This is a genomic window from Pseudomonas sp. CYM-20-01 (genome assembly GCF_023169845.1).
GTDB classification, from domain to species: domain Bacteria; phylum Pseudomonadota; class Gammaproteobacteria; order Pseudomonadales; family Pseudomonadaceae; genus Aquipseudomonas; species Aquipseudomonas azotoformans.
Genome location: NZ_AP025169.1, coordinates 2,959,195 through 2,978,793, shown reverse-complemented (window position 1 = coordinate 2,978,793; position 19,599 = coordinate 2,959,195). Strand labels below are relative to the sequence as shown.

Sequence of the window (19,599 nt, the reverse complement as noted above, 5' to 3'; positions counted from 1 at the left end):
GGTCAAATCGCCTCTAGTTCGCTCAAAAAGTCACGAAGATCATCAAAGTCTTCCGCGCTGCCGGCGCGGAAGGTGGCGGCGGCCTGCACGTAGGCACGCAGCGTTTCGGTCTGGAACACTTCCACCAGCGGCACTTCCAGGCCCAGCTCGGCCTGGACCCGCGAGGTGATCTGGATCGCCAACAGGGAATGGCCGCCGACCTCGAAGAAGTTGTCGTTCAGGCCCACTTGCGGCAGGCGCAGCACATCGGCCCAGATCACGGCGATCTGCTGCTCAAGCTCGGTTTCGGGAGCCACATAGGCCTGCTGCAACAGGCTCGCATCCGGCTCGGGCAGGCCCTTGCGGTCGAGCTTGCCGTTGGGGGTCAGCGGCATCTGTGCCAGGAACATGAAATGCGTCGGCACCATGTAGTCCGGCAGGCGGGTCTTCAGGGCGCGACGCAGGGTGTCGCGCAACTCGGTTTCGTTAATCAGGCTGCCGTCTGCGGGCACTACATAAGCCACCAACTGCTTGCCGGTCGGACCGTCCTGGGCCACCACCACGGTTTCGCCGACGTTGTCCTGCTCTCGCAGGCGTGCTTCGATTTCGCCCAGCTCGATACGGAAACCTCGGATCTTCACCTGATGGTCGACACGCCCCAGGTAATCCACCACGCCATCCGGGCGGCCACGGGTCAGGTCGCCGCTGCGGTAGGCACGGCTGCCGGGTTTGCCGAACGGGTCCGGCACGAAGCGTTCGGCAGTCAGTGCCGGGCGTTCCAGGTAACCCCGCGCCACACCCTCGCCGCCCAGGTACAACTCGCCGGCTACGCCGATGGGTTGCAGGTTGAGTTGTGAATCCAGCACGTAGCCGCTGCGATTACCCAACAGCGTGCCAATCGGGGCGTAGACGGCGCCGCATGGGTCGCCCTTGCGCGCTTTCCACAGCAATGGCGTGACCACCGTTTCCGTCGGGCCGTAGCCGTTGAACAGATAGGTCGGCTTGAGTGCGCGCCAGGCCAGGTCGTAGCTGGCTTGGGCAACGGCATCACCACCGAAGCAGTACACGCGCACCTTCGGCGGGTTGCCGTCACGCTCGGCATGCTCGGCCAACTGTTGCAGGTACACCGGCGGGAACACCGCCATGGTCACGTTGTGGCGATGCATTTGCTGGTAGGTGTATTCCGGCAGCCACAGGCTGTCATCGCGGATCAGCACGCTGGCACCGTTGATCAACGGGTGCATCCAGCCTTCATGGGAGCCGTCGAAGGCAAACGACATGAAGTGCAGCTCGCAATCGGCGGGCGAGGTTTCATAACGCTCGCCGGTGGCGATGATGTGAGCCACCAGCGGACCGTGGGATACCGCCACGCCCTTGGGCAGGCCGGTGGAGCCGGAGGTGTAGATCACGTAGGCCAGGTTGTCGCCGTCCAGTTTCACATCAGGCGCCGTGTCGCTGTAACCGGACCATTCCTCGGTGCGATCAATCGCCAGGCTGTCCAGACCCTCGGGAATAGGCAGTTGTTGCAACGCGCTGGTGTGGGTCAGCAGCAACTGGGCACGGCTGTCCTGCATCATGTACAGCAGGCGATCTCGCGGGTATTCCACGTCCAGCGGCACATAAACGCCACCGGCCTTCATCACCGCCAGGAACGCCACCATGATTTCGGCACTGCGCGGCATGGCAATCGCCACGCGCACTTCCGGGCCGACGCCACGGGCGATCAGCGCATGGGCCAGGCGGTTGGCCTGGCTGTCCAGTTCACCGTAGGTCAGGGTTTGCGCGTCGAATTTAACGGCGACTGCATCCGGGTTTTCCCGGGCGCGGTCGGCCACCAATTGGTGAACCAGACGCTCGGCCGAGAAGCCCGCGTCGGTCTCGTTCCACAATTGCAGGATGTGCTGTCGCTCGTCCTCGCCCAACAGGTTCAGTTGGCTGATGGGTTGCTGTTGATCGGCGACCATCGCCTGCAACAGGTTCTGCCAGTGGCCGGCCATGCGTTCGATGGTCGCCGGGGCGAACAGGTCGGTGGCATAACTCAGGGACGCACGCAGCGTCGCCTGGCTTTCCTCCACATCCAGCGCCAGGTCGAACTGCGCCACACCTTCATCCCAGCTCAGCACCTCGACATCCAGTTCGGCGAGCCGCTGCAAATGATTGGCGGCCGAGGTCACGCGATGGTTGAACAGCACTTGGAACAGCGGGCTCAGGCTCATGCTGCGCTCGGGCTGCAAGGCTTCGACCAGTTGCTCGAACGGCAGGTCCTGATGGGCCTGTGCTTCCAGGGAACGCTGGCGCACCTGCTGCAACAGTTGCACCACACTCATCTGCCCATGGATATCAGCCTTGAGCACCTGGGTGTTGACGAAGAAGCCGATCAGCCCTTCGGTTTCCAGGCGATTGCGGTTGGCAATCGGCACGCCGACGCGCACGTCTTCCTGGCCGCTGTAGCGGTGCAGCAGCGCCTGGTAGGACGCCAGCAGTACCATCGGCAAGGTGACTCCGACGCTCTGCGCCAACTGACGCAGACCGCTCAGCAGCAGAGGTTGCAACTCAATGCCCAGGCGCGCGCCACGCTGGCTTTGTACTGCCGGGCGCAAGTAGTCGAAAGGCAGCTCCAGCACCGGCTGTACGCCACCCAGCTGAGCCTGCCAGTACGCCAGTTGACGGGCCTTCTCACCGGCTTCCATCCAGTTGCGCTGCCACAGGGCGTAATCGGCGTACTGGATCGGCAAGGCTGGCAAGTCGGGCATCCGGCCCTGGTTGAAGGTGGCGTACAACTGCACCAGTTCCTCGACCATCAATTGCATCGACCAGCCATCGGAGACGATGTGGTGCTGCACCAGCACCAGTACGTGGTCATCAACAGCCAGGCGCAGCAACTGGGCCCGCAACAGCGGCCCGCGCAGCAGGTCGAATGGCTGCGCAACCACTTCTGCGACCCGCGCTTTCAGGCCATCTTCCTCGGTGTCAAGCAGGCTGATCTCGATCAGGCCCGAGTCTTCAATCACCTGTACCGCGCCGCCAGCGTCCTGGCGCACATGGGTGCGCAGGCTTTCATGGCGTGCCAGCAAGGTGTCGAAACTGCATTGCAGAGCAGGCAGGTCGAGCAGCCCTTTCAAACGTAATGCGCTGGGGATGTGATACGCCGTGCTTTGCGGGTCCAGTTGCCAGAGGAACCATTGGCGCTCCTGGGCATAGGACAACGGCAGCGGTTGATTGCGGTCAGCCTTGAGCAACGCGGGTGCAACCACGCCCTCCTCGCCCAGCGCCTGAACGAAATCCTCCAACCGCGGGTGTTCGAACAGGGTCTTGAGTGCCACTTCCAGTGCCAGCACCTGGCGAACCCGCGAGACAACACGGGTGGCCAGCAGCGAATGCCCGCCGAGCTCGAAGAAGTGATCGTCAAGGCCGACCTGCGGCAGCTCCAGCACCTCGGCCCAGATCGCCGCGACCTGCTGCTCACGCAGTGTCACTGGCGCCACATGGCCATTGCTCAACTGTGCCGCGTCCACCGCAGGCAAAGCCTTACGGTCGAGCTTGCCGTTGGGGGTCAGGGGCAGGCTGTCGAGGAACACCAGGTGCGCCGGCACCATGTAGTCCGGCAGGCGCTCGCGCAGGGCCGCCTTGTAGGCTTCTACCGTGTCGGGTACCGAGCTGACCAGGTAAGCGATCAAGCGGTCGTTATCGGCCAGGACCACGGCCTCGCGCACGCCGGCATGCTCGCGCAGGCAGGCTTCGATTTCACCGAGTTCGATGCGGAAGCCACGCACCTTGACCTGATGGTCGACGCGGCCGATGTATTCCACCACGCCATCGGCACGGTAGCGGGCCAGGTCGCCAGTGCGGTACAGGCGTTCTCCTGGCGCACCATACGGGTTGGGCACAAAGCGCTCGGCCGTCAGCGCGGGGCGCTCGTGGTAACCACGGGCCAGGCCGACACCGCCCATCAGCAGTTCACCGGCAGCGCCCACCGGGCTCGGTGTCAACCCGGCATTGAGGATAAACAACGTGGTGTTGGCGATAGGCCGCCCGACAAATGGTTGTGCGTCATGCAGACGATGGGCCGCCGACCAGATGGTGGTCTCGGTGGGACCATAAAGGTTCCACAGCGGGCCTTGCAGGTCGAGCATGCGCTGGGCCAGGTCCGCCGGCAGCGCTTCGCCGCCGCACAGGCTCTTGATACCGTGCAGCAGCTGGGAGCGTGGGCTTTCCAGCAGCATGCGCCAGGTTGACGGCGTGGCTTGCAGCACGTTGGCCGATTGGCTGTGGACCAGGTCGATGATCGCTTCCGGGTCGAGGGCAAGTTCCTGGCCGCTCAGCAATACGGTGGCGCCGACGGTCAACGGGACGTACAGCTCCAGGGCGAAGATGTCGAACGAGAAGGTGGTCAGTGACAACATCCGTGCGTCAATGCCGATGTCCAGGGTATCGGCCATGCCGCAGGTAAAGCTGCACAGCGCCCGGTGGCGTACCATCACACCCTTGGGCTTGCCGGTGGAACCAGAGGTATAGATCACATAGGCCAGGTGTTCCGGCGTGACCTCGACCTGCGGGTTGTGCTCGGCAGCGTCGGCGGCGTCGACCATCAATACCTGCACACCCTGCGGGTGCGCCAGGTGACCGATCAAGTGTGGCTGGGTCAGCAGGACCTGTGCGCGGCTGTCGTCGAGCATGAAAGCCAGGCGATCCGCCGGGAATTGCGGGTCCAATGGCACATAAGCGCCACCGGCCTTGAGCGTCGCCAGCAGGCCGACCACCATGTCCAGGGAGCGCTCGACATGCACCGCCACCAATACGTCCGGCCCCACACCCGCCGCGATCAGGCGATGGGCCAGGCGGTTGGCGCGGCGGTTGAGTTCGCCGTAGTTCAGGGCTTGGCCATTGAATTGCACCGCAAGGGCTTGCGGCTGTGCCACGGCCTGGGCTTCGAACAATTGGTGCACGCAGCGTTCGCGGGGGTAGTCGACAGCGCTGTCGTTCCACGTTTCGACCATCTGCTGCCATTGCGGCGCGCTGAGCATCGTCAGTTCATCAATGGTTTGGGACGCATCCTGCACCACCGCGTGCATCAGGTTTTGCCAATGCTCGGCCAGGCGATCCAGGGTAGCGGCGTCGAACAGGTCGGTGGCGTAGGTCAGAGAGGCCCATAGGCCAGCAGCGGACTCCTCAGTCTCGAGATTCAAGTCGACCTGAGTGCTGTGCCCTGCCCAATCCACCGCTTGCAGGTCCAGGCCAGGCAACTGCAGCGGCGCGGCGCGCAGGCGGTCCTGGTGATTGAACATCACCTGGAACAGTGGGTTATGGCTGAGGCTGCGCTCCGGTTGCAGGGCTTGCACCAGTTGCTCGAACGGCAGGTCCTGATGGGCCTGGGCCTCGAGGGCGCGCTGCTTGACCTGGACGAGCAATTGGTCGAACGCCATCTGCCCGTGCACATCGGCCTGCAGCACCTGGGTATTAACGAAGAAGCCGACCAGGCGCTCGGTTTCCAGGCGATTGCGGTTGGCAATGGGCACGCCGACCCGGATCTGGGATTGACCACTGTAGCGATGCAGCAGGGTCTGGAACGACGCCAGCAGCAGCACGAACAAGGTTACGTCCTGACGCTGGGCCAGGGCCTTGAGCCCGGCGACCAACGCGCTGTCCAGGTGCACCTGGCGGCGTGCACCGCAATGGCTTTGCACGGCCGGGCGTGGGTGGTCCAGGGGTAGTTCCAGCACGGCATGCTCGCTGCCCAGGCGCAGGCGCCAGTAGTCGAGTTGGCGTTGTTGCTCACCGGCTGCCATCCAATCACGTTGCCACTGGGCATAGTCGGCGTACTGGATGAGCTGCGTCGGCAGTTCGGCCCGGCCCTGATACAGCGCCACCAGCTCATCGACCATCACCTGCATCGACCAACCGTCGGAGATGATGTGGTGCTGGGTGATCACCAGTACATGGTGCTCGGCCTCGATTTGAAGCAATTTGACGCGCATCAGCGGGCCATTGACCAAGTCGAACGGGCGTTGGATCTCCTGCGCCACGGCAGGCTCGATCGCCCAGGCCTCGACCTGTTGGTGTTCGATCGGCAGCGCAAGGTGCGGGTGAATCCGTTGCCAAGTGTGCTCGCCCTCTTCCACAAAGGTGGTGCGCAACGGCTCATGGCGTTGCACCAGGGCCTGGAACGCCTGTTCCAGCGCCGCGACATCCAATCGGCCACGCAGGTGCAGGGCGCTCGGCACGTGGTAGGCGGCGCTGGACGGGTCCAGTTGCCAGAGGAACCATTGGCGCTCCTGGGCGAACGACAGTGCCAGCGGCTGGTCGCGCGTCACTGCCACCAGCGGTAGCGCAGTGGTCGCCTGCAACCCTGCGCAAACATCGGCGAACGCCTCCAGCGTCGGTTGTTCGAACAATGCCCGCAGCGGCACTTCCAATTGCAGTGCGTGGCGCACCCGCGAAATGACTTGGGTGGCCAGCAACGAATGACCGCCACGCTCGAAGAAGTGGTCATTGAGCCCCACCTGGTCCACTTGCAACACCGCTTGCCAGATGGCGGCCAAGCGCGTTTGCAGCGGGGTTTGCGGCGCCAGGTAGGCCCGGCGTGCGTGATTCAAGTCCGGTACCGGCAGTGCGCGACGGTCAAGCTTGCCATTGTTGTTCAACGGCAAGGCGTCGAGGACGACCCAGTGCCCCGGCACCATGTAATCCGGCAGGGACTGGCGCAAGGTGGCCGCCAATGCCTGAGCGTCCACGGTCTGCCCGTTGGCGGCAACCACGTACGCCACCAACTGCGTGCCCGTCGCGCTGGATTGCGCGATGACCGCGGCTTCACGCAGCTGCGGCAAAGCTTGCAGGCTGGCTTCGATCTCACCCATTTCCACGCGGAACCCGCGGATCTTCACTTGATGATCGATGCGCCCGACATACTCCAACGCACCCGCCTGGTTATAGCGCGCCAGGTCGCCACTGCGGTAAAGCCGTGCGCCGGGCACGGCGGAAAACGGGTCCGGCAGGAAGCGCTCGGCGGTCAGCGCCGGGCGGTCGAAGTAACGTTGGGCCAAACCGTGTTCGGCGCCGATGCACAACTCGCCCACACCCTCGGTGGCGAGCAATTCGAAACCACTGTCCAGCACATACAAGGAGCGACCGTCGATGGCCCGGCCAATCGGCACGCCAAACGCATCACTGGCGTCCGCCAACTGGCAAGTGTGCACGCTGGACACCACAGTCGCTTCGGTCGGCCCGTAGGTGTTGACCAGGCGCACGTCGCACAGGCCGGCGGCGTGCCACGCACGCAACCCTTCCACCGACATCGCCTCGCCGCCGACATGCACCTGACGCAGGTTGCCCAGGGTGCGCTGGTCGAGGGTGCATTCCTTGGCCAGCAAATACCAGTAGGCCGCCGGCAGGTCCGCCAGGGTCACCCCCTGCTCGACGATGTGCCGCGCCAGTTGCCCTGCGTCCCACAATTCGTCGCCACGCATGATCAGCGCCGCGCCCACACACAGCGGCGGGTAGCATTGCTCGACAAAGCCGTCGAAGCTGAACGTGGCAAATTGCAGCACCCGGTCTGCCGCGCTCAAGCCGCTGTAGACCTCGGCGCTGTCGCAGAACTGGCCGAGGGCGGCATGGTCGATGGCTACACCCTTGGGCAGCCCGGTAGAGCCCGAGGTGTAGATCACATAGGCCAGGTCGGCAGCGGCGGCATGGTTGGTTGGATTGGTCGACGGGTAGCCTGCCAGTTCTTCTCCGGACGCGGTGAAACTCTCACGCGCCAGCCCTTGGGGCAACGGCAGGTCGGCCAGCAGCCCGGTTTCGCTGAGCAGCAGGTCGAGCCGGCTGTCTGTCAGCATGTAGGCCAGGCGTTCGGCCGGATAGTTCGGGTCCAGCGGCACATAGGCGGCGCCGCTTTTGAGCACCGCCAGCAGGCTGACGATCAACTGCGGGCCACGTCGTGCCGCCAGGCCGACGCGCTGGCCTGGGCCAACGCCCAGTTCCAGCAGGCGATGGGCAAGCCGGTTGGCGCGAGCATTGAGCTGGGCGTAGCTCAGGTGTGCGTCACCCGCCTGCACGGCCAGCGCGTCAGGCGTGGCGGCGGCCTGGGCGGCGATGCGTTCATGCACGCGCAGTTGGCGCGGGACGGCACCGGTCGCCCGGCTATGGGCGAGAACGTCGCGGCGTGTGGCGGGGTCCATCAGGCGCAGGTTGCCCAGCGGTGCTTGCGCGTCTGCGAGCATCTGCACCAGCAGGTGGTGCAGGTTGCCTCCCAATCGAGCGACCTGTTGAGCGCTGAAACGGGCCTGGTCGTAGCCGAACTCCAGGCGCAGGCTGGCGCCCAATTCGATCCCCAGGGTCAGCGGGTAGTGGGTCTGTTCATGGTTATGCAGGCGGCCGAACGTCAGGCCGGCGGGTGCGCCTTGTTTCAAGGCTTCGGCCACCGGGAAGTTTTCGAACACCAGCAAGGTGTCAAACAGCGCAGCGCCCTGCTGCCCCGCCCAGCCCTGGATGTCGTAGAGCGGCACATGTTCGTGGTCGCGCAGGCTCAGGTTGAGGGCTTGCAGCTCGCTCAGCCAGCCAGCCACCGACAGCGCTGGCGAGGCCGCGCTGATGATGGGCAGCGTGTTGATAAACAGGCCCAGTTGTTGCTCGATCCCCGGCAACGGTGCCGAGCGCCCCGCCACCGTGGCTCCAAAGGCCACGCAGTCCTGCCCGGTATAGCGTTGCAGCAGCACGCTCCATGCGCCTTGGAGCACGGTGTTGAGGGTGACTTTATGGCGGCGGGCAAACTCACTCAGGGCACGCGTGAAGTCGTCACCCAGCACCACCTGATGGTCAGCCATGCCCTTGCCTTCGACCGGCACACGCAGCGCCTGCGCAAGCAGGGTTGGCGCTTGCAGCGGCGCCAGGGCAGCCTTCCAGAACGCCTCGCCCGACGCTTGCTGGTGCAGCCAGCCCAGGTAATCGCGGAACTGCCCCAGCGGCGCCGGCACGCTGTGCCCGGCGTAATGAGCGATGACCTCGCCGAGCAACTGGGCGTTACTCCAGCCGTCCATAAGGATGTGGTGGCTGGTGAAGATCAGGTGCCAGGCCTTACCGGCACCGCGTACCAGCATCAGGCGAAACAGCGGCGCGGCATTCAGCGCGAAACCTTTCTCGCGCTCGGCAGCGGCGAGCGCATCGCAATCGGCGTCGATGTCTTCGATCACGTGCAACTGCACATCGACTCGGCGCTGGATCACTTGATGCGCGCTGTCCAGGCCAAGCCAGTGGAAGCTGCTGCGCAGGATGTCATGCCGGTCCAGCGCGGCTTGCCAGGCACGGCCGAACGCCAGCAGGTCCAGGCCGTCGATATCCAGGCGCAACTGGTTGATGTAAGCCTCGGCCTCGGGCTCATAGAGGGTGTGGAACAACATACCCTGCTGCATCGGCGACAACGGGTAGAGATCAGCCATCGCCGGCCCGGCGATGGGCAAGGCATCCAGTTGCTGCTGGGTCAGGCGCGCCAGGGGGAAGTCCGAAGGCGTGACCTGCCCCGCCGGCGTGGCGCAGCAGTGTTCGATCAGGGCCTGGAGTTCAGCGTCATAGTCATCCGCCAGGCGTTGGACAGTCGCCACCTCGAACATCTCGCGACTGAACCCCCACCGCAGGGCCAGCTCACCGCCGTACACCTGCCCTTCCACCGTCAGCCAGTTGGCCAGCGGCGCCTCGCAATCCTGGGCCTGCCCGCTGCCCTGGGTCGCCGGAACAAACAGCGCTGCTTCGTTGAACTGGCGGTCGAACTGGCCAAGGTAGTTGAAGGTGATGCGCGGTGCAGCCAGGGTCGACAAGGTCTCACGCACGTCAGGCGCACCGAGGTAGCGCAGCAGGCCGTAGCCAATGCCTTTATGCGGCACCGCACGCAGTTGCTCCTTCACCGACTTGATCGCCGCCGACAGCTCGCCTTCGGCTTGCAGGCGCACCGGGAACAGGCTGGTAAACCAACCCACGGTGCGGCTAAGGTCGAGCGTGTCGAACAGGTCTTCGCGACCATGGCCCTCCAGTTGGATCAGCGCGGCGGGCTGCTCGCTCCAGCGGCTGATGACGCGCGCCAAGGCGGTCAGCAGCAGGTCATTGACCTGGGTGCGGTAGGCCGCCGGGGCGTCTTGCAACAGTTGGCGGGTGTGATCGGCGCTGAGGCGGATTTCGAGGGTGCTGCCCAGGCGGTTTTGCAGGCTGCCCTGGGGGTTGTCGCACGGCAGGTCGGCGCTTGCGGTCTGTGCCTGCCAGTACGCCAGTTGCGCGTCCAGCGTCTGCGCGTGGGCCTGCAATTGCTGCGCCCACTGCTGATAGGCGCTGGTCTTGGCCGGCAACGCGGCGTTGCCGTAGGCCTGTTGCAGGTCTTCGAGCAGGATACGCCACGATACGCCGTCCACTGCCAGGTGATGCACCACCAGCAACAGGCGCTGGGTGCCGTCGGCCATGCTTGCCAGGACCGCACGCAGCAGCGGGCCCTGTTCAAGATCGAGGCTGCGTTGAGCCTCATCGCACAGTGCGGCCAACTCAGCCTCGCCGGCGACCTGGGACTGCCATAACGAAGCGCTCGCAACCGGCTCGGCATGAGCCTGCCGCCAACTATCCGCCTGCTGCACAAAACGCAGGCGCAGGGCATCGTGGTGGTTGATCAAGCGGGTCAAGGCGGCGTCAAGGCGCACGGGCTCCAGCGTCTCTCGCGGGGTCAGCAGCAACGACTGGTTCCAGTGCTGGCGCGCAGGAATCGCCTGCTCGAAAAAGCTGTGTTGCACAGGCGTGAGGAGCACCTCGCCGGTGACCGGTCCCTGATCGATGAGGGGCGCCTGCTCGAAGGTCGCCACCAGCGCCAGGCTGCGCACGCTCTGGTACTGGAACAGGTCCCGCGGGCTCAGGCGAATGCCCGCCTGGCGCGCACGGCTGACCACCTGGATGGAGATGATCGAATCACCGCCCAGCTCAAAAAAGTTGTCTTCCAGACCGACTTGCTCCACGCCGAGCACATCGCTCCAGATCACTGCCAGGGCTTTTTGCAAGTCGCTTTCCGGGGCGACATACGCCTGCTGAGGCGCGGCGTCGGGCAACGGCAAGGCCTTGCGGTCGAGCTTGCCGTTGGCGGTCACTGGCAGCCTGGCCAAGTGCACTATATGGGTCGGCACCATGTATTCCGGCAGGCTGTCGAGCAGCCAGGCCTTGAGGTCGGCCGGCGCCTGGTCTTCCAGCACCAGGTAGGCCACCAGTTGCTTGCCGCCTTGCACCAGCACCACGGCTTCACGCACCGAGGGGTGCTGCATCAGGCGCGTCTCGATTTCGCCCAGCTCGATACGCAGGCCGCGCAGCTTGACCTGATGATCGAGGCGACCGAGGTATTCGATCACCCCATCGGCACGCTGGCGCACGCGGTCGCCGGTGCGATACAGGCGCGCACCGTCACCGAACGGGCTCGGCACAAAACGCTCGGCGGTCAGCGCCGGGCGCCGGTGGTAACTGCGCGCCAGGCCGGCGCCGCCCAGGTACAGCTCACCGCTGACCCCAGCAGGCACCGGGTTGAGCTGGGCATCGAGCACGTACGTAGCGAGATTGGCGATGGGCCGGCCGATGGGCACGCTGTCGGCGCCTTCGTCGACGCAGGTCCAGTGCGTCACGTCGATGGCGGCTTCGGTCGGGCCGTAGAGGTTGAACAGACCCGTCTGTGGCAACTTGGCGAACACTTGCAACTGCGCATCCAGCGGCAAGGCTTCGCCGCTGCAGACGATGCGTCGCAGGCTGTTGCAGGCTTGCACGCCCGGTTCATGGATAAACGCCTGCAGCATCGACGGCACGAAGTGCAAGGTGGTGATGCGGTGTTGCCCGATGGTCTCGATCAGGCGCGCCGGTTCGCGGTGTTCACCGGGCGCGGCAACCACCAGGCGGGCGCCGGTCATCAGCGGCCAGAAGAACTCCCACACCGACACGTCGAAACTGAATGGGGTTTTCTGCAGCACCGCATCGCTGGCGTCCAGGCCATAGGCCTGTTGCATCCAGCACAGGCGGTTGACCAACGCGCGATGGCTGTTGCCGGCGCCCTTGGGCTTGCCCGTTGAGCCGGAGGTATAGATCACATAGGCCAGGTTCAGCGCCTGCAGATCGACGTGTGGCGACTGGCGGCTGTAACCGTCGAGCCAGTTCGCGGATTGGTCCAGGGCAATCACCTGAATGCCCTCGGTGGGCAGCAAGGGCAACAGGGCGCGCTGGCTGAGCAGCAACTGAATGCCGCTGTCTTCGATCATGTAGGCCAGGCGTTCCCGTGGGTATTCAGGGTCCAACGGGACATAGGCGCCGCCGGCCTTGAGAATCGCGAGCAGGCCGACCACCATCTCGATGGAGCGCTCGACGCAGATCCCCACCAGCGCGTCAGGGCCGACGCCCTGCTCGCGCAAGGCGTGGGCCAGTTGGTTGGCACGGGCATCGAGCTGGGCGTAGGTCAGCGTGGTCGCACCGAACACCAGCGCCGGCGCATCCGGCGTGGCCTGCGCCTGGTCTTCGATCAGGTGATGAACGCCGCGTTCGGTCGGGTACGCCTCGGCAGTCTGGTTCCATGCGTGGACCAGCACCTGTTGCTCATCCGCAGCCAGCATCGGCAGCTCGCCGATGCGCTGCTCGCCTTCGCCCACCATGGCCTGCAACAGGCGTGTCCAGTGCAGGGCCATGCGCTCGATGGTTGGCGCGTCGAACAGGTCGTTGGCGTAGGTCAACGCTGCGTGCAGGGTGCCGGATTTTTCATAGGTGTCGAGGGTCAGATCGAACTGAGTGGAGCGGCCTTGCCACTCCACCAATGCCAGTTCCAGGCCGGAGGCGGTGCTGACACTGGTAATGTCGGCCACCACCGGCTGGTGGTTGTACATCACCTGGAACAGCGGCGTATGGCTCAGGCTGCGCTCGACCTTGAGAGCTTCCACCAGGCGCTCGAACGGCAACTCCTGATGGGCGTGGGCGCCCAGTGCGTGTTCCTTGATGCCTTGCAGCAGCTCATTGATGCGGGTTTGCCCGGTCAGCTCGGTACGGAAGACCTGGGTGTTGACGAAGAAGCCGATCAACCCTTCGACTTCAGTGCGGTTGCGGTTGGCGATCGGCACGCCGACGCGGATATCGCCCTGCCCGGTGTAGCGATGCAGCAACACATTGAAAGCACCGAACAACAGCATGAACAGGGTGACGTTGTGTTTTTGCGCGCAACTACGCAGCTGTGTGGCCAGCGCAGGTTCAATCGCGAAGTTGTGGCGCGTGCCCTGGTAGCTCGGCATGGCCGGGCGCGGGCGGTCGGTGGGCAGCTCCAGCACCGGGTGTTCATCGCCCAGGCGCGCTTGCCAGTAATCCAGTTGGCGCGCCTGCTCCCCGGCTTCCAGCCAACGGCGCTGCCACAGGGCGTAGTCGCTGTACTGGATCGGCAAGGCCGGCAGTTGCGGGGCTTCATTGCGCTCGTGGGCGTCATAGCAGCGGATGAACTCGTCGATCAGCACGTTCATCGACCAGCCGTCGGAGACGATGTGGTGCAGGGTCAGCAGCAGCACGTGTTCCTGCGCGTCGAGCTTGAGCAATTGCACGCGCAGCAGCGGACCGTTTTCCAGGTCGAACGCCAGCAGGGATTGACGGGTCGCGGCCTCATTGACGGCCTGTTCGCGCGCGGCGGCGGCCAGGTGACTCAGGTCCAGGTGCTCGACGGTCAACCAGGTATCTGCCGGCACTTGCAACAGGCGCTCGTCCGCCTGGCGCTGGAACACTGTGCGCAGGGTTTCGTGGCGCGTGACCAGGCTGGCGAACGCCTGCTCCAGCGCGCCGAGGCTCAACGCCCCCTTGAGTCGCACCGCTCCCGGCAGGTTATAGGCGCCGCTGGCCGGGTCCAATTGCCAGAGAAACCACATGCGCTGCTGCGCGTAGGACAACGCCTGGCGATCCTGCGCCTCCACCCCTGCCGGAATCGGGAACCGGGAAAAATCCACGCCTTCTTTCTGCAGGGCCTGCAGGAACAATTGGCGTTTTTCCAGGGGCAACCCGATAAACCGGCGAGCAAGTTTCAAGGAGTCTTCAGCATTCATTTCTTGGAGTCCGGAGCAGTAGGCAGGAAGCACAAAGGCACGTCGTCCCTATAAAACGAACCGGACAGGGAAAAATTAGCGGGGATGGCAGGCGCGGCGCACGGTGTCATCAAGGGTTACATCAATCTCGGGAAGACCACCCGAACACGAGCTAGCATTGACGAACACCACTTTTTGCAACTACATTTAGTTACACGCAGGGAACGCCGTGTCCAAAAATGAAAAGCTGCTCGCCAAATTGCTCAACGAGCAAATGACATTTACCTGGCCCGAGCTCGTCACGCTGCTGCGTCGGCTGGGCTACACACAGATTGAAGGGGCTGGAAGCCGCGTCAAGTTCGACATCGGCGACCCCAGTGCAATGATCACCTTGCACAAGCCTCACCCTGGCAACGAACTGAAACACTACATTCGGCGCCAGATCATCGAACAATTGAAATCAGGAGAGCTGATTCAGTGAACAACCAACTGAAACACAACGGCTACATCGGCTCCATCGAAGCCAGCCTCGAAGACAACTGCCTGTTCGGCAAGGTCTTGTTCATCAAGGCGCTGGTGAGCTACGAAGGGAAAACCGTCGCCGAACTGGATACGGCCTTTCGTGAGGCGGTGGATGATTACCTCGCCACCTGCCAGACCCTGGGGCATGCACCAGAGAAACCTTGCAAAGGTTCCTTCAATGTCCGGGTCGGCCATGACCTGCACCTGGCGGCGGCGCTGGCGGCAACCCGCAAAAAGGTCACGCTCAATGACCTGACCCGCCAAGCGTTGAACGAGTTTCTGCAGCATCACTGCGCAGACGCTTGCCCTGCGATCAACTGATCATCCTAGCCGCCGATACCCCAACACCGCTGCCCCCAACACGACCGCTCCCGCCGCCAGCGCCACCCAGAACCCGCTGGTGGCGCCAAAGTGGTCGATCATCCACCCGGAGCTCGCCGCACCGATGGCCACGCCGATGCTGAGGCCGGTGATCAGCCAGGTCATGCCTTCGGTCAGTCGACTGGCGGGCACGACCTGTTCCACCAAGGCCATGGACACAATCAGGGTGGGGGCAAAGAACAGCCCGGAGACAAAGACCGCCACCGCCAGCCCTGCGATGTTGGTCACCAGCAGCAACGGCAAAGTGGTCAACGCCGTGGCGATGCCGCACAACAGGAACTGCCGGGGCAACGGCGCCTTGAGCTTGAGGGTGCCGAACGCCAGCCCCGCCAGGCACGAACCGATGGCGTAGACCGACAGTACGATGCTCGCAGCCGCCGGCTGGCCCTGATGCTGGGCAAAGGCGACGCTGACCACATCTACCACGCCGACGATCACGCCCATGGCCAGCAGCAGGATCATCAGGATCAGCACCGAGGGCGAGGCGATCAGCCAGCGACCGTGATGCCCCTGATGCGCGTGCACCGGTGGCTCGGTCTCGCGCTGCAACACAAAGGTGGTGACGCCCACCGCCAGCAACAACGCGGCCACCAGCGGCCCGGCTTCCGGGAACAGCACCACGCACAGACCCACCGAGATCGGCGGGCCGATGATAAAGCACACCTCATCCAGCACCGACTCCAGGGCAAATGCGGTCTGCAACTTGGGCTGGCCGCGGTACAACTCGGTCCAGCGCGCCCGCACCATGGCCGACATGTTAGGCATGCAACCGGCCAGGGCAGCGAACAGGAACAACGTCCAGTTCGGTGCCTGCAAGTGGGTGCACAGCAGCAACATCAACAACGCCCCGCCGCCGATCGACGCGGCAATCGGCAACACCCGCCCTTGGCTGTAGCGGTCCACCAGCCTGGATACCTGCGGCGCGCAAAACGCCGTGGCCAGGGCAAATACCGCCGCCACCGAGCCCGCCAGGCCGTAACCGCCGTGCACCTGCGAGAGCATGGTGATCAAGCCGATCCCCGTCATCGAGACCGGCATGCGCGCCAGCATTCCCGCCAGTACAAAAGCCCGGGCGCCAGGGACCTGGAACAACTCGGCATAAGGGTTTGCCATCCTGCTGACCTCTTCCTGAATGCCCCGGAACTTGCTATTTAATAGGTTCGAGGCAAAATACATACGGTGCGTATGTGACAAATCATGCGTAACATACGCAGCGTATGTCAATCTTTCACTTGCCCATTGCGAGCCCTACCTATGAGCCGAGCCCGTGCCGAAATGATCGAAGACACCCGCGCCAGGCTGATCGCCAGCGCCCGCGAAGCCTTCGCAGCCCAGGGTTACGTCAACACCTCAATGGACGATTTCACCGCCCGCGCCGGCCTGACCCGGGGTGCGTTGTACCACCATTTTGGTGACAAGAAGGGCTTGTTGGCTGCCGTCGTGGCCCAACTCGACAGCGAGATGGATGCGCGCCTGCAGCGTATTACCGATGAGGCCAGCGATCCCTGGGTCGGCTTTTGCGAACGCTGCCGCGCTTACTTACGCATGGCCCAGGACAGTGAGGTCCAGCGCATCGTATTGCAGGACGCGCCCGCCGTCCTGGGCGATACCGGCGCCCAGCAGCACTGTGTCGAATCGCTGCGCGAACGCCTGGAGGCGTTGATGCAAACCGGTGTTATCCACCCTGCCCCGAGCCACGCACTGGCGCAGTTGATCAATGGAAGCTTGCTCAACACCGCTTTGTGGATCGCCCGGGGTGAACACCCGGACGAGCGGCTGGAGCAAGGCTTGCAGAGCCTGGAACTGTTGCTGCGCGGCCTGAGCCTTACACCAACCGCTTGATCTGCTTGTGTCGCCACACCAGCCGGTAATACACAGTCTGCAACGCCAGCATGGCCAGGTAGGTCACCGGAAACGCCATCCACACCCCTTCCAGGCCGAAGTGGGCGTTGAGCACGTACGCCATCGGCAGTTCCACGCAGAGCACGCAGAAGATCGAGATCGCCACCGGCATCAACACCACGCCGCTGGCGCGCATGATCCCGCCCACCACCGCCTGGAAACCGAACACCAGGATGCTCCACAACATAATGTGCAGCAGGTGCTCGGCATTGGCCCGCGCCGCGTCATCGGTGATGAACAAGCCGAGCAGCCAGTGGGACAGCAGGTAGCCGAGCACGATCAGCCCACCGGTGAGGCAGGTGTTGATCAGCAGCCCGGTGCGCAGGATCGGCCCGATGCGCTCCAGGCGGCCGGCACCAATCGCCTGCGCGCCGAGGATCGATGCGGTGATGGCAATCGACAGCGCCGGGAACTGCACGTAGTTGACGATCTGCGTGACCGCGCCATAGGCCGCGGTGGCCTGGGAACCGTGACCGTTGACCAGGGCGAGGATAACCAGCTCCGACAGCGACAACACCACCATCTGCAAGCCCGTGGGCAAGCCGATGCGCAGGACCTTGCCGAGAATGACCCGATCCAGGCGCAGGGCCGCCAGTAGTTCGCGATCCGGCGCCATCACATGATGCTTATGCCGCAGGCGCAGGATCAAAAACAGCATCGCCGCAGCATTACCCACCAACCCGGCGTAGACCGCGCTCTGGATACCCAGGGGCGGCAGGCCGATCCAGCCACGGATCAGCGCCGGTGTCAGCAGCAGGCCGACCAGGGTCGAGACCATCAGCGCGAGCAATGGCGAGATCGTGTCGCTGACGCCACGCAGCAATTGGGTATAGAGAATAAAGACCAGCAGCAGCGGCATGATCAACATCATCATCTGCGCATAGCCCACGGCATCGTCGAGCACATCCACCGGCGTGCCGAGCGCCTGCAACGCCGGGCGTGCAAACAGACTACCGAGTACTGCTGCGATCACCCCCACCAACGCGCCCAGCGTCAGGGTGGCGCCAGTGATCACCTTGACCAGCGCGGTTTCCTGCGCGCCCCACGCCTGCCCGATCAGTACCGAGGCGCCGGCCCCCAGGCCGATCACCAGGGCGATAAAAAAGAACACGATGGGAAACATCCCCGACACCGCCGCCAGCGCCTGGGTGCCAAGCATCTGCCCGACATAGATACCGTTGAGGGTGCCGGAAAAACTTTGCAGGAAGTTGGACAGCACCATCGGTGCCAGAAAGATCAGGTAGATCTGCCACAACGGCCGTTGCTGGGTGACGTCCATGAGGTTCGAATCCAGGAGTTGTTGTCAGACAGGGAACGCGTCGCGCGACAGCCAGGCCAGGTAGGTCTGCACGTCTACAGGCCAGTGCGCGATCTTGCGGGAAAAGTCCGCCGCATCAAAGGCAAATAACGCGCGCGAGGCGTCTTCAAAACCGGGCAGGTCACCGCCGACGGCACTCATGAACCGATAGCCGGCTTCCTTGGCCTGGCGTATCCGGTCACGAGAAGCATGGGCAGTGCGCGCTTCATCCACCAGCCGCCGCAACGCCGCCGAAGCACCGCCGCGTTGCTGGCCCAGCCATTCCCAATGACGCGGCAACAGCGTGACTTCCCGCGCGACCACCCCCAGTTTCGGGCGTCCGACCGAGGGGGGAGTGGGAGGCTCGTCGGTCACGTCGACCTGGGCGGGTGGTTCGGGCGCATAGCCCGCAGGCCAGGGAAAATCGACCTGATTGCCGGTGGCATCGTCGAAGACCAGGAAGCTGCCCGTGGGTTGGTCAAGCTCGGCGAGCGTCGTGGCGACGTCGGCATAGGAACCTGCCGCCACACGCTGGTGGCGGACAAAGGCAGTGCAAGCAGGAAAAGTGTGCGTAGGCATGCTTATTACCCGGATTATATTTATTTTACCCGGATCATATTAGCCAAAGTTTTGCCACATGCAAGGTTATTGTCGTAGGGGTCAGACCTTGTCGCGTTTCATCTGCATGGTCAGGGTGAACCGGTCTGCCGGGTAGACCGTTTCCGACACTGCAATCACCCCTCCGGCCTCATCACGGTACTGGCGGATGATATTCAGCCCCAGCGCCCCGCCCTGTGCCTTGAGGCTGGCCGCCAGTTCGGTCGACAACTGCACCGGCCGCACCTGCTGGTCCACCACATCGATATGCCGTGAGAACGCTTTGCCGATCAGCGCGGCGATCAGTTCGTCCGGGTGCTTGCGCGCTTCGGGGATGACTTCTGCAAAGGCCTGTTCGGCGTATACGTCGGTCCAACACAGCGGCGCATTGCCAGCACCGGCATCGACCTTGATGCTCGACACGCAGAAGTAATGCCCACCCGGCTCCAGCCCCAGGCGCCGGGCCTGGGCGATGTCGACGACAAACTCGCGCACGGCCTGGATATCACGGATATGGGTTTCGGCGACCTGCACCAGGTCGGCCACAGAGGCCATCGCCTGGGAATACCCGCCCTGGGGCGACGCGGCTTCGACCCGCGTGCCCACACGCTTGCGCCGCGAGACCATGCCTTGCCCCTGCAACTGGTCAATGGCCGCGCGCACGGTGTGCCGGCTCACCGCGTACAGCGAACAGAGTTCGAACTCAGTCGGCAGCAACGACCCCACCGGGTAACGGCCGCTGCCAATCTGATCGATCAAGTCCTTGGCCACCGCCGCATAACGCCTCTGGCTCACGCTTTCCATTTTTACCCTCGTTGTCGAGTTGACAGTGTATCAGCACAGGCGTAATCATAATGTACGGACATATTAAATATGTATGAT

General features: G+C 64.0%; 8 protein-coding genes. 3 read left to right on the top strand and 5 right to left on the bottom strand.

Annotation, left to right across the window (positions count from 1 at the left end; genetic code table 11):
- Nucleotides 1–2 precede the first annotated feature (2 nt).
- Nucleotides 3–14,039 (bottom strand): non-ribosomal peptide synthase/polyketide synthase, encoded by a 14,037-nt coding sequence (locus tag M2497_RS13570; RefSeq protein WP_248487941.1) that lies wholly within the window; start codon nucleotides 14,037–14,039, stop codon nucleotides 3–5.
- Nucleotides 14,040–14,247: 208 nt separating this feature from the next.
- Between M2497_RS13570 and M2497_RS13565 the strand changes: the two genes are divergently transcribed.
- Nucleotides 14,248–14,499 (top strand): type II toxin-antitoxin system HicA family toxin, encoded by a 252-nt coding sequence (locus tag M2497_RS13565; protein ID WP_185710291.1) that lies wholly within the window; start codon nucleotides 14,248–14,250, stop codon nucleotides 14,497–14,499.
- Nucleotides 14,496–14,861: a type II toxin-antitoxin system HicB family antitoxin gene (locus M2497_RS13560; RefSeq protein ID WP_248487940.1), complete on the top strand. Its 366-nt coding sequence runs from the start codon at nucleotides 14,496–14,498 to the stop codon at nucleotides 14,859–14,861. Before M2497_RS13565 ends, M2497_RS13560 begins: the two co-directional genes overlap by 4 nt.
- Here M2497_RS13560 and M2497_RS13555 read toward each other — a convergent pair whose 3' ends face one another.
- Nucleotides 14,862–16,034, bottom strand: a complete 1,173-nt coding sequence (locus tag M2497_RS13555; RefSeq protein ID WP_248487939.1) for an MFS transporter — start codon at nucleotides 16,032–16,034, stop codon at nucleotides 14,862–14,864.
- A 141-nt stretch (nucleotides 16,035–16,175) separates the two neighbouring features.
- Here M2497_RS13555 and M2497_RS13550 point away from each other — a divergent pair, with 141 nt between their 5' ends.
- Nucleotides 16,176–16,763, top strand: a complete 588-nt coding sequence (locus tag M2497_RS13550; RefSeq protein ID WP_248487938.1) for a TetR/AcrR family transcriptional regulator — start codon at nucleotides 16,176–16,178, stop codon at nucleotides 16,761–16,763.
- Here M2497_RS13550 and M2497_RS13545 read toward each other — a convergent pair.
- From M2497_RS13545 to M2497_RS13535, 3 genes are all read right to left on the bottom strand, one after another.
- Complete coding sequence (locus tag M2497_RS13545) at nucleotides 16,747–18,102, bottom strand: MATE family efflux transporter (protein ID WP_248487937.1); 1,356 nt, start codon at nucleotides 18,100–18,102, stop codon at nucleotides 16,747–16,749. The two genes, M2497_RS13550 and M2497_RS13545, sit on opposite strands and share 17 nt — an antisense overlap.
- A gap of 24 nt (nucleotides 18,103–18,126) precedes the next feature.
- Nucleotides 18,127–18,699, bottom strand: coding sequence for a DUF2239 family protein (locus M2497_RS13540; protein ID WP_248487936.1), 573 nt, complete (start codon nucleotides 18,697–18,699; stop codon nucleotides 18,127–18,129).
- Between the two features lie 81 nt (nucleotides 18,700–18,780).
- On the bottom strand, nucleotides 18,781–19,512 hold the full coding sequence (locus M2497_RS13535) for a GntR family transcriptional regulator (protein WP_248488201.1): 732 nt from the start codon (nucleotides 19,510–19,512) through the stop codon (nucleotides 18,781–18,783).
- Between the last annotated feature and the right edge of the window lie 87 nt (nucleotides 19,513–19,599).

What these genes read in the sequence shown, in the direction of transcription:
- M2497_RS13545 (WP_248487937.1), bottom strand. Translation starts at nt 18,102, where the DNA reads ATGGACGTCACCCAGCAACGGCCGTTGTGGCAGATCTACCTGATCTTT.
- M2497_RS13555 (WP_248487939.1), bottom strand. Translation starts at nt 16,034, where the DNA reads ATGGCAAACCCTTATGCCGAGTTGTTCCAGGTCCCTGGCGCCCGGGCT.
- M2497_RS13550 (WP_248487938.1), top strand. Translation starts at nt 16,176, where the DNA reads ATGAGCCGAGCCCGTGCCGAAATGATCGAAGACACCCGCGCCAGGCTG.
- M2497_RS13570 (WP_248487941.1), bottom strand. Translation starts at nt 14,039, where the DNA reads ATGAATGCTGAAGACTCCTTGAAACTTGCTCGCCGGTTTATCGGGTTG.
- M2497_RS13540 (WP_248487936.1), bottom strand. Translation starts at nt 18,699, where the DNA reads ATGCCTACGCACACTTTTCCTGCTTGCACTGCCTTTGTCCGCCACCAG.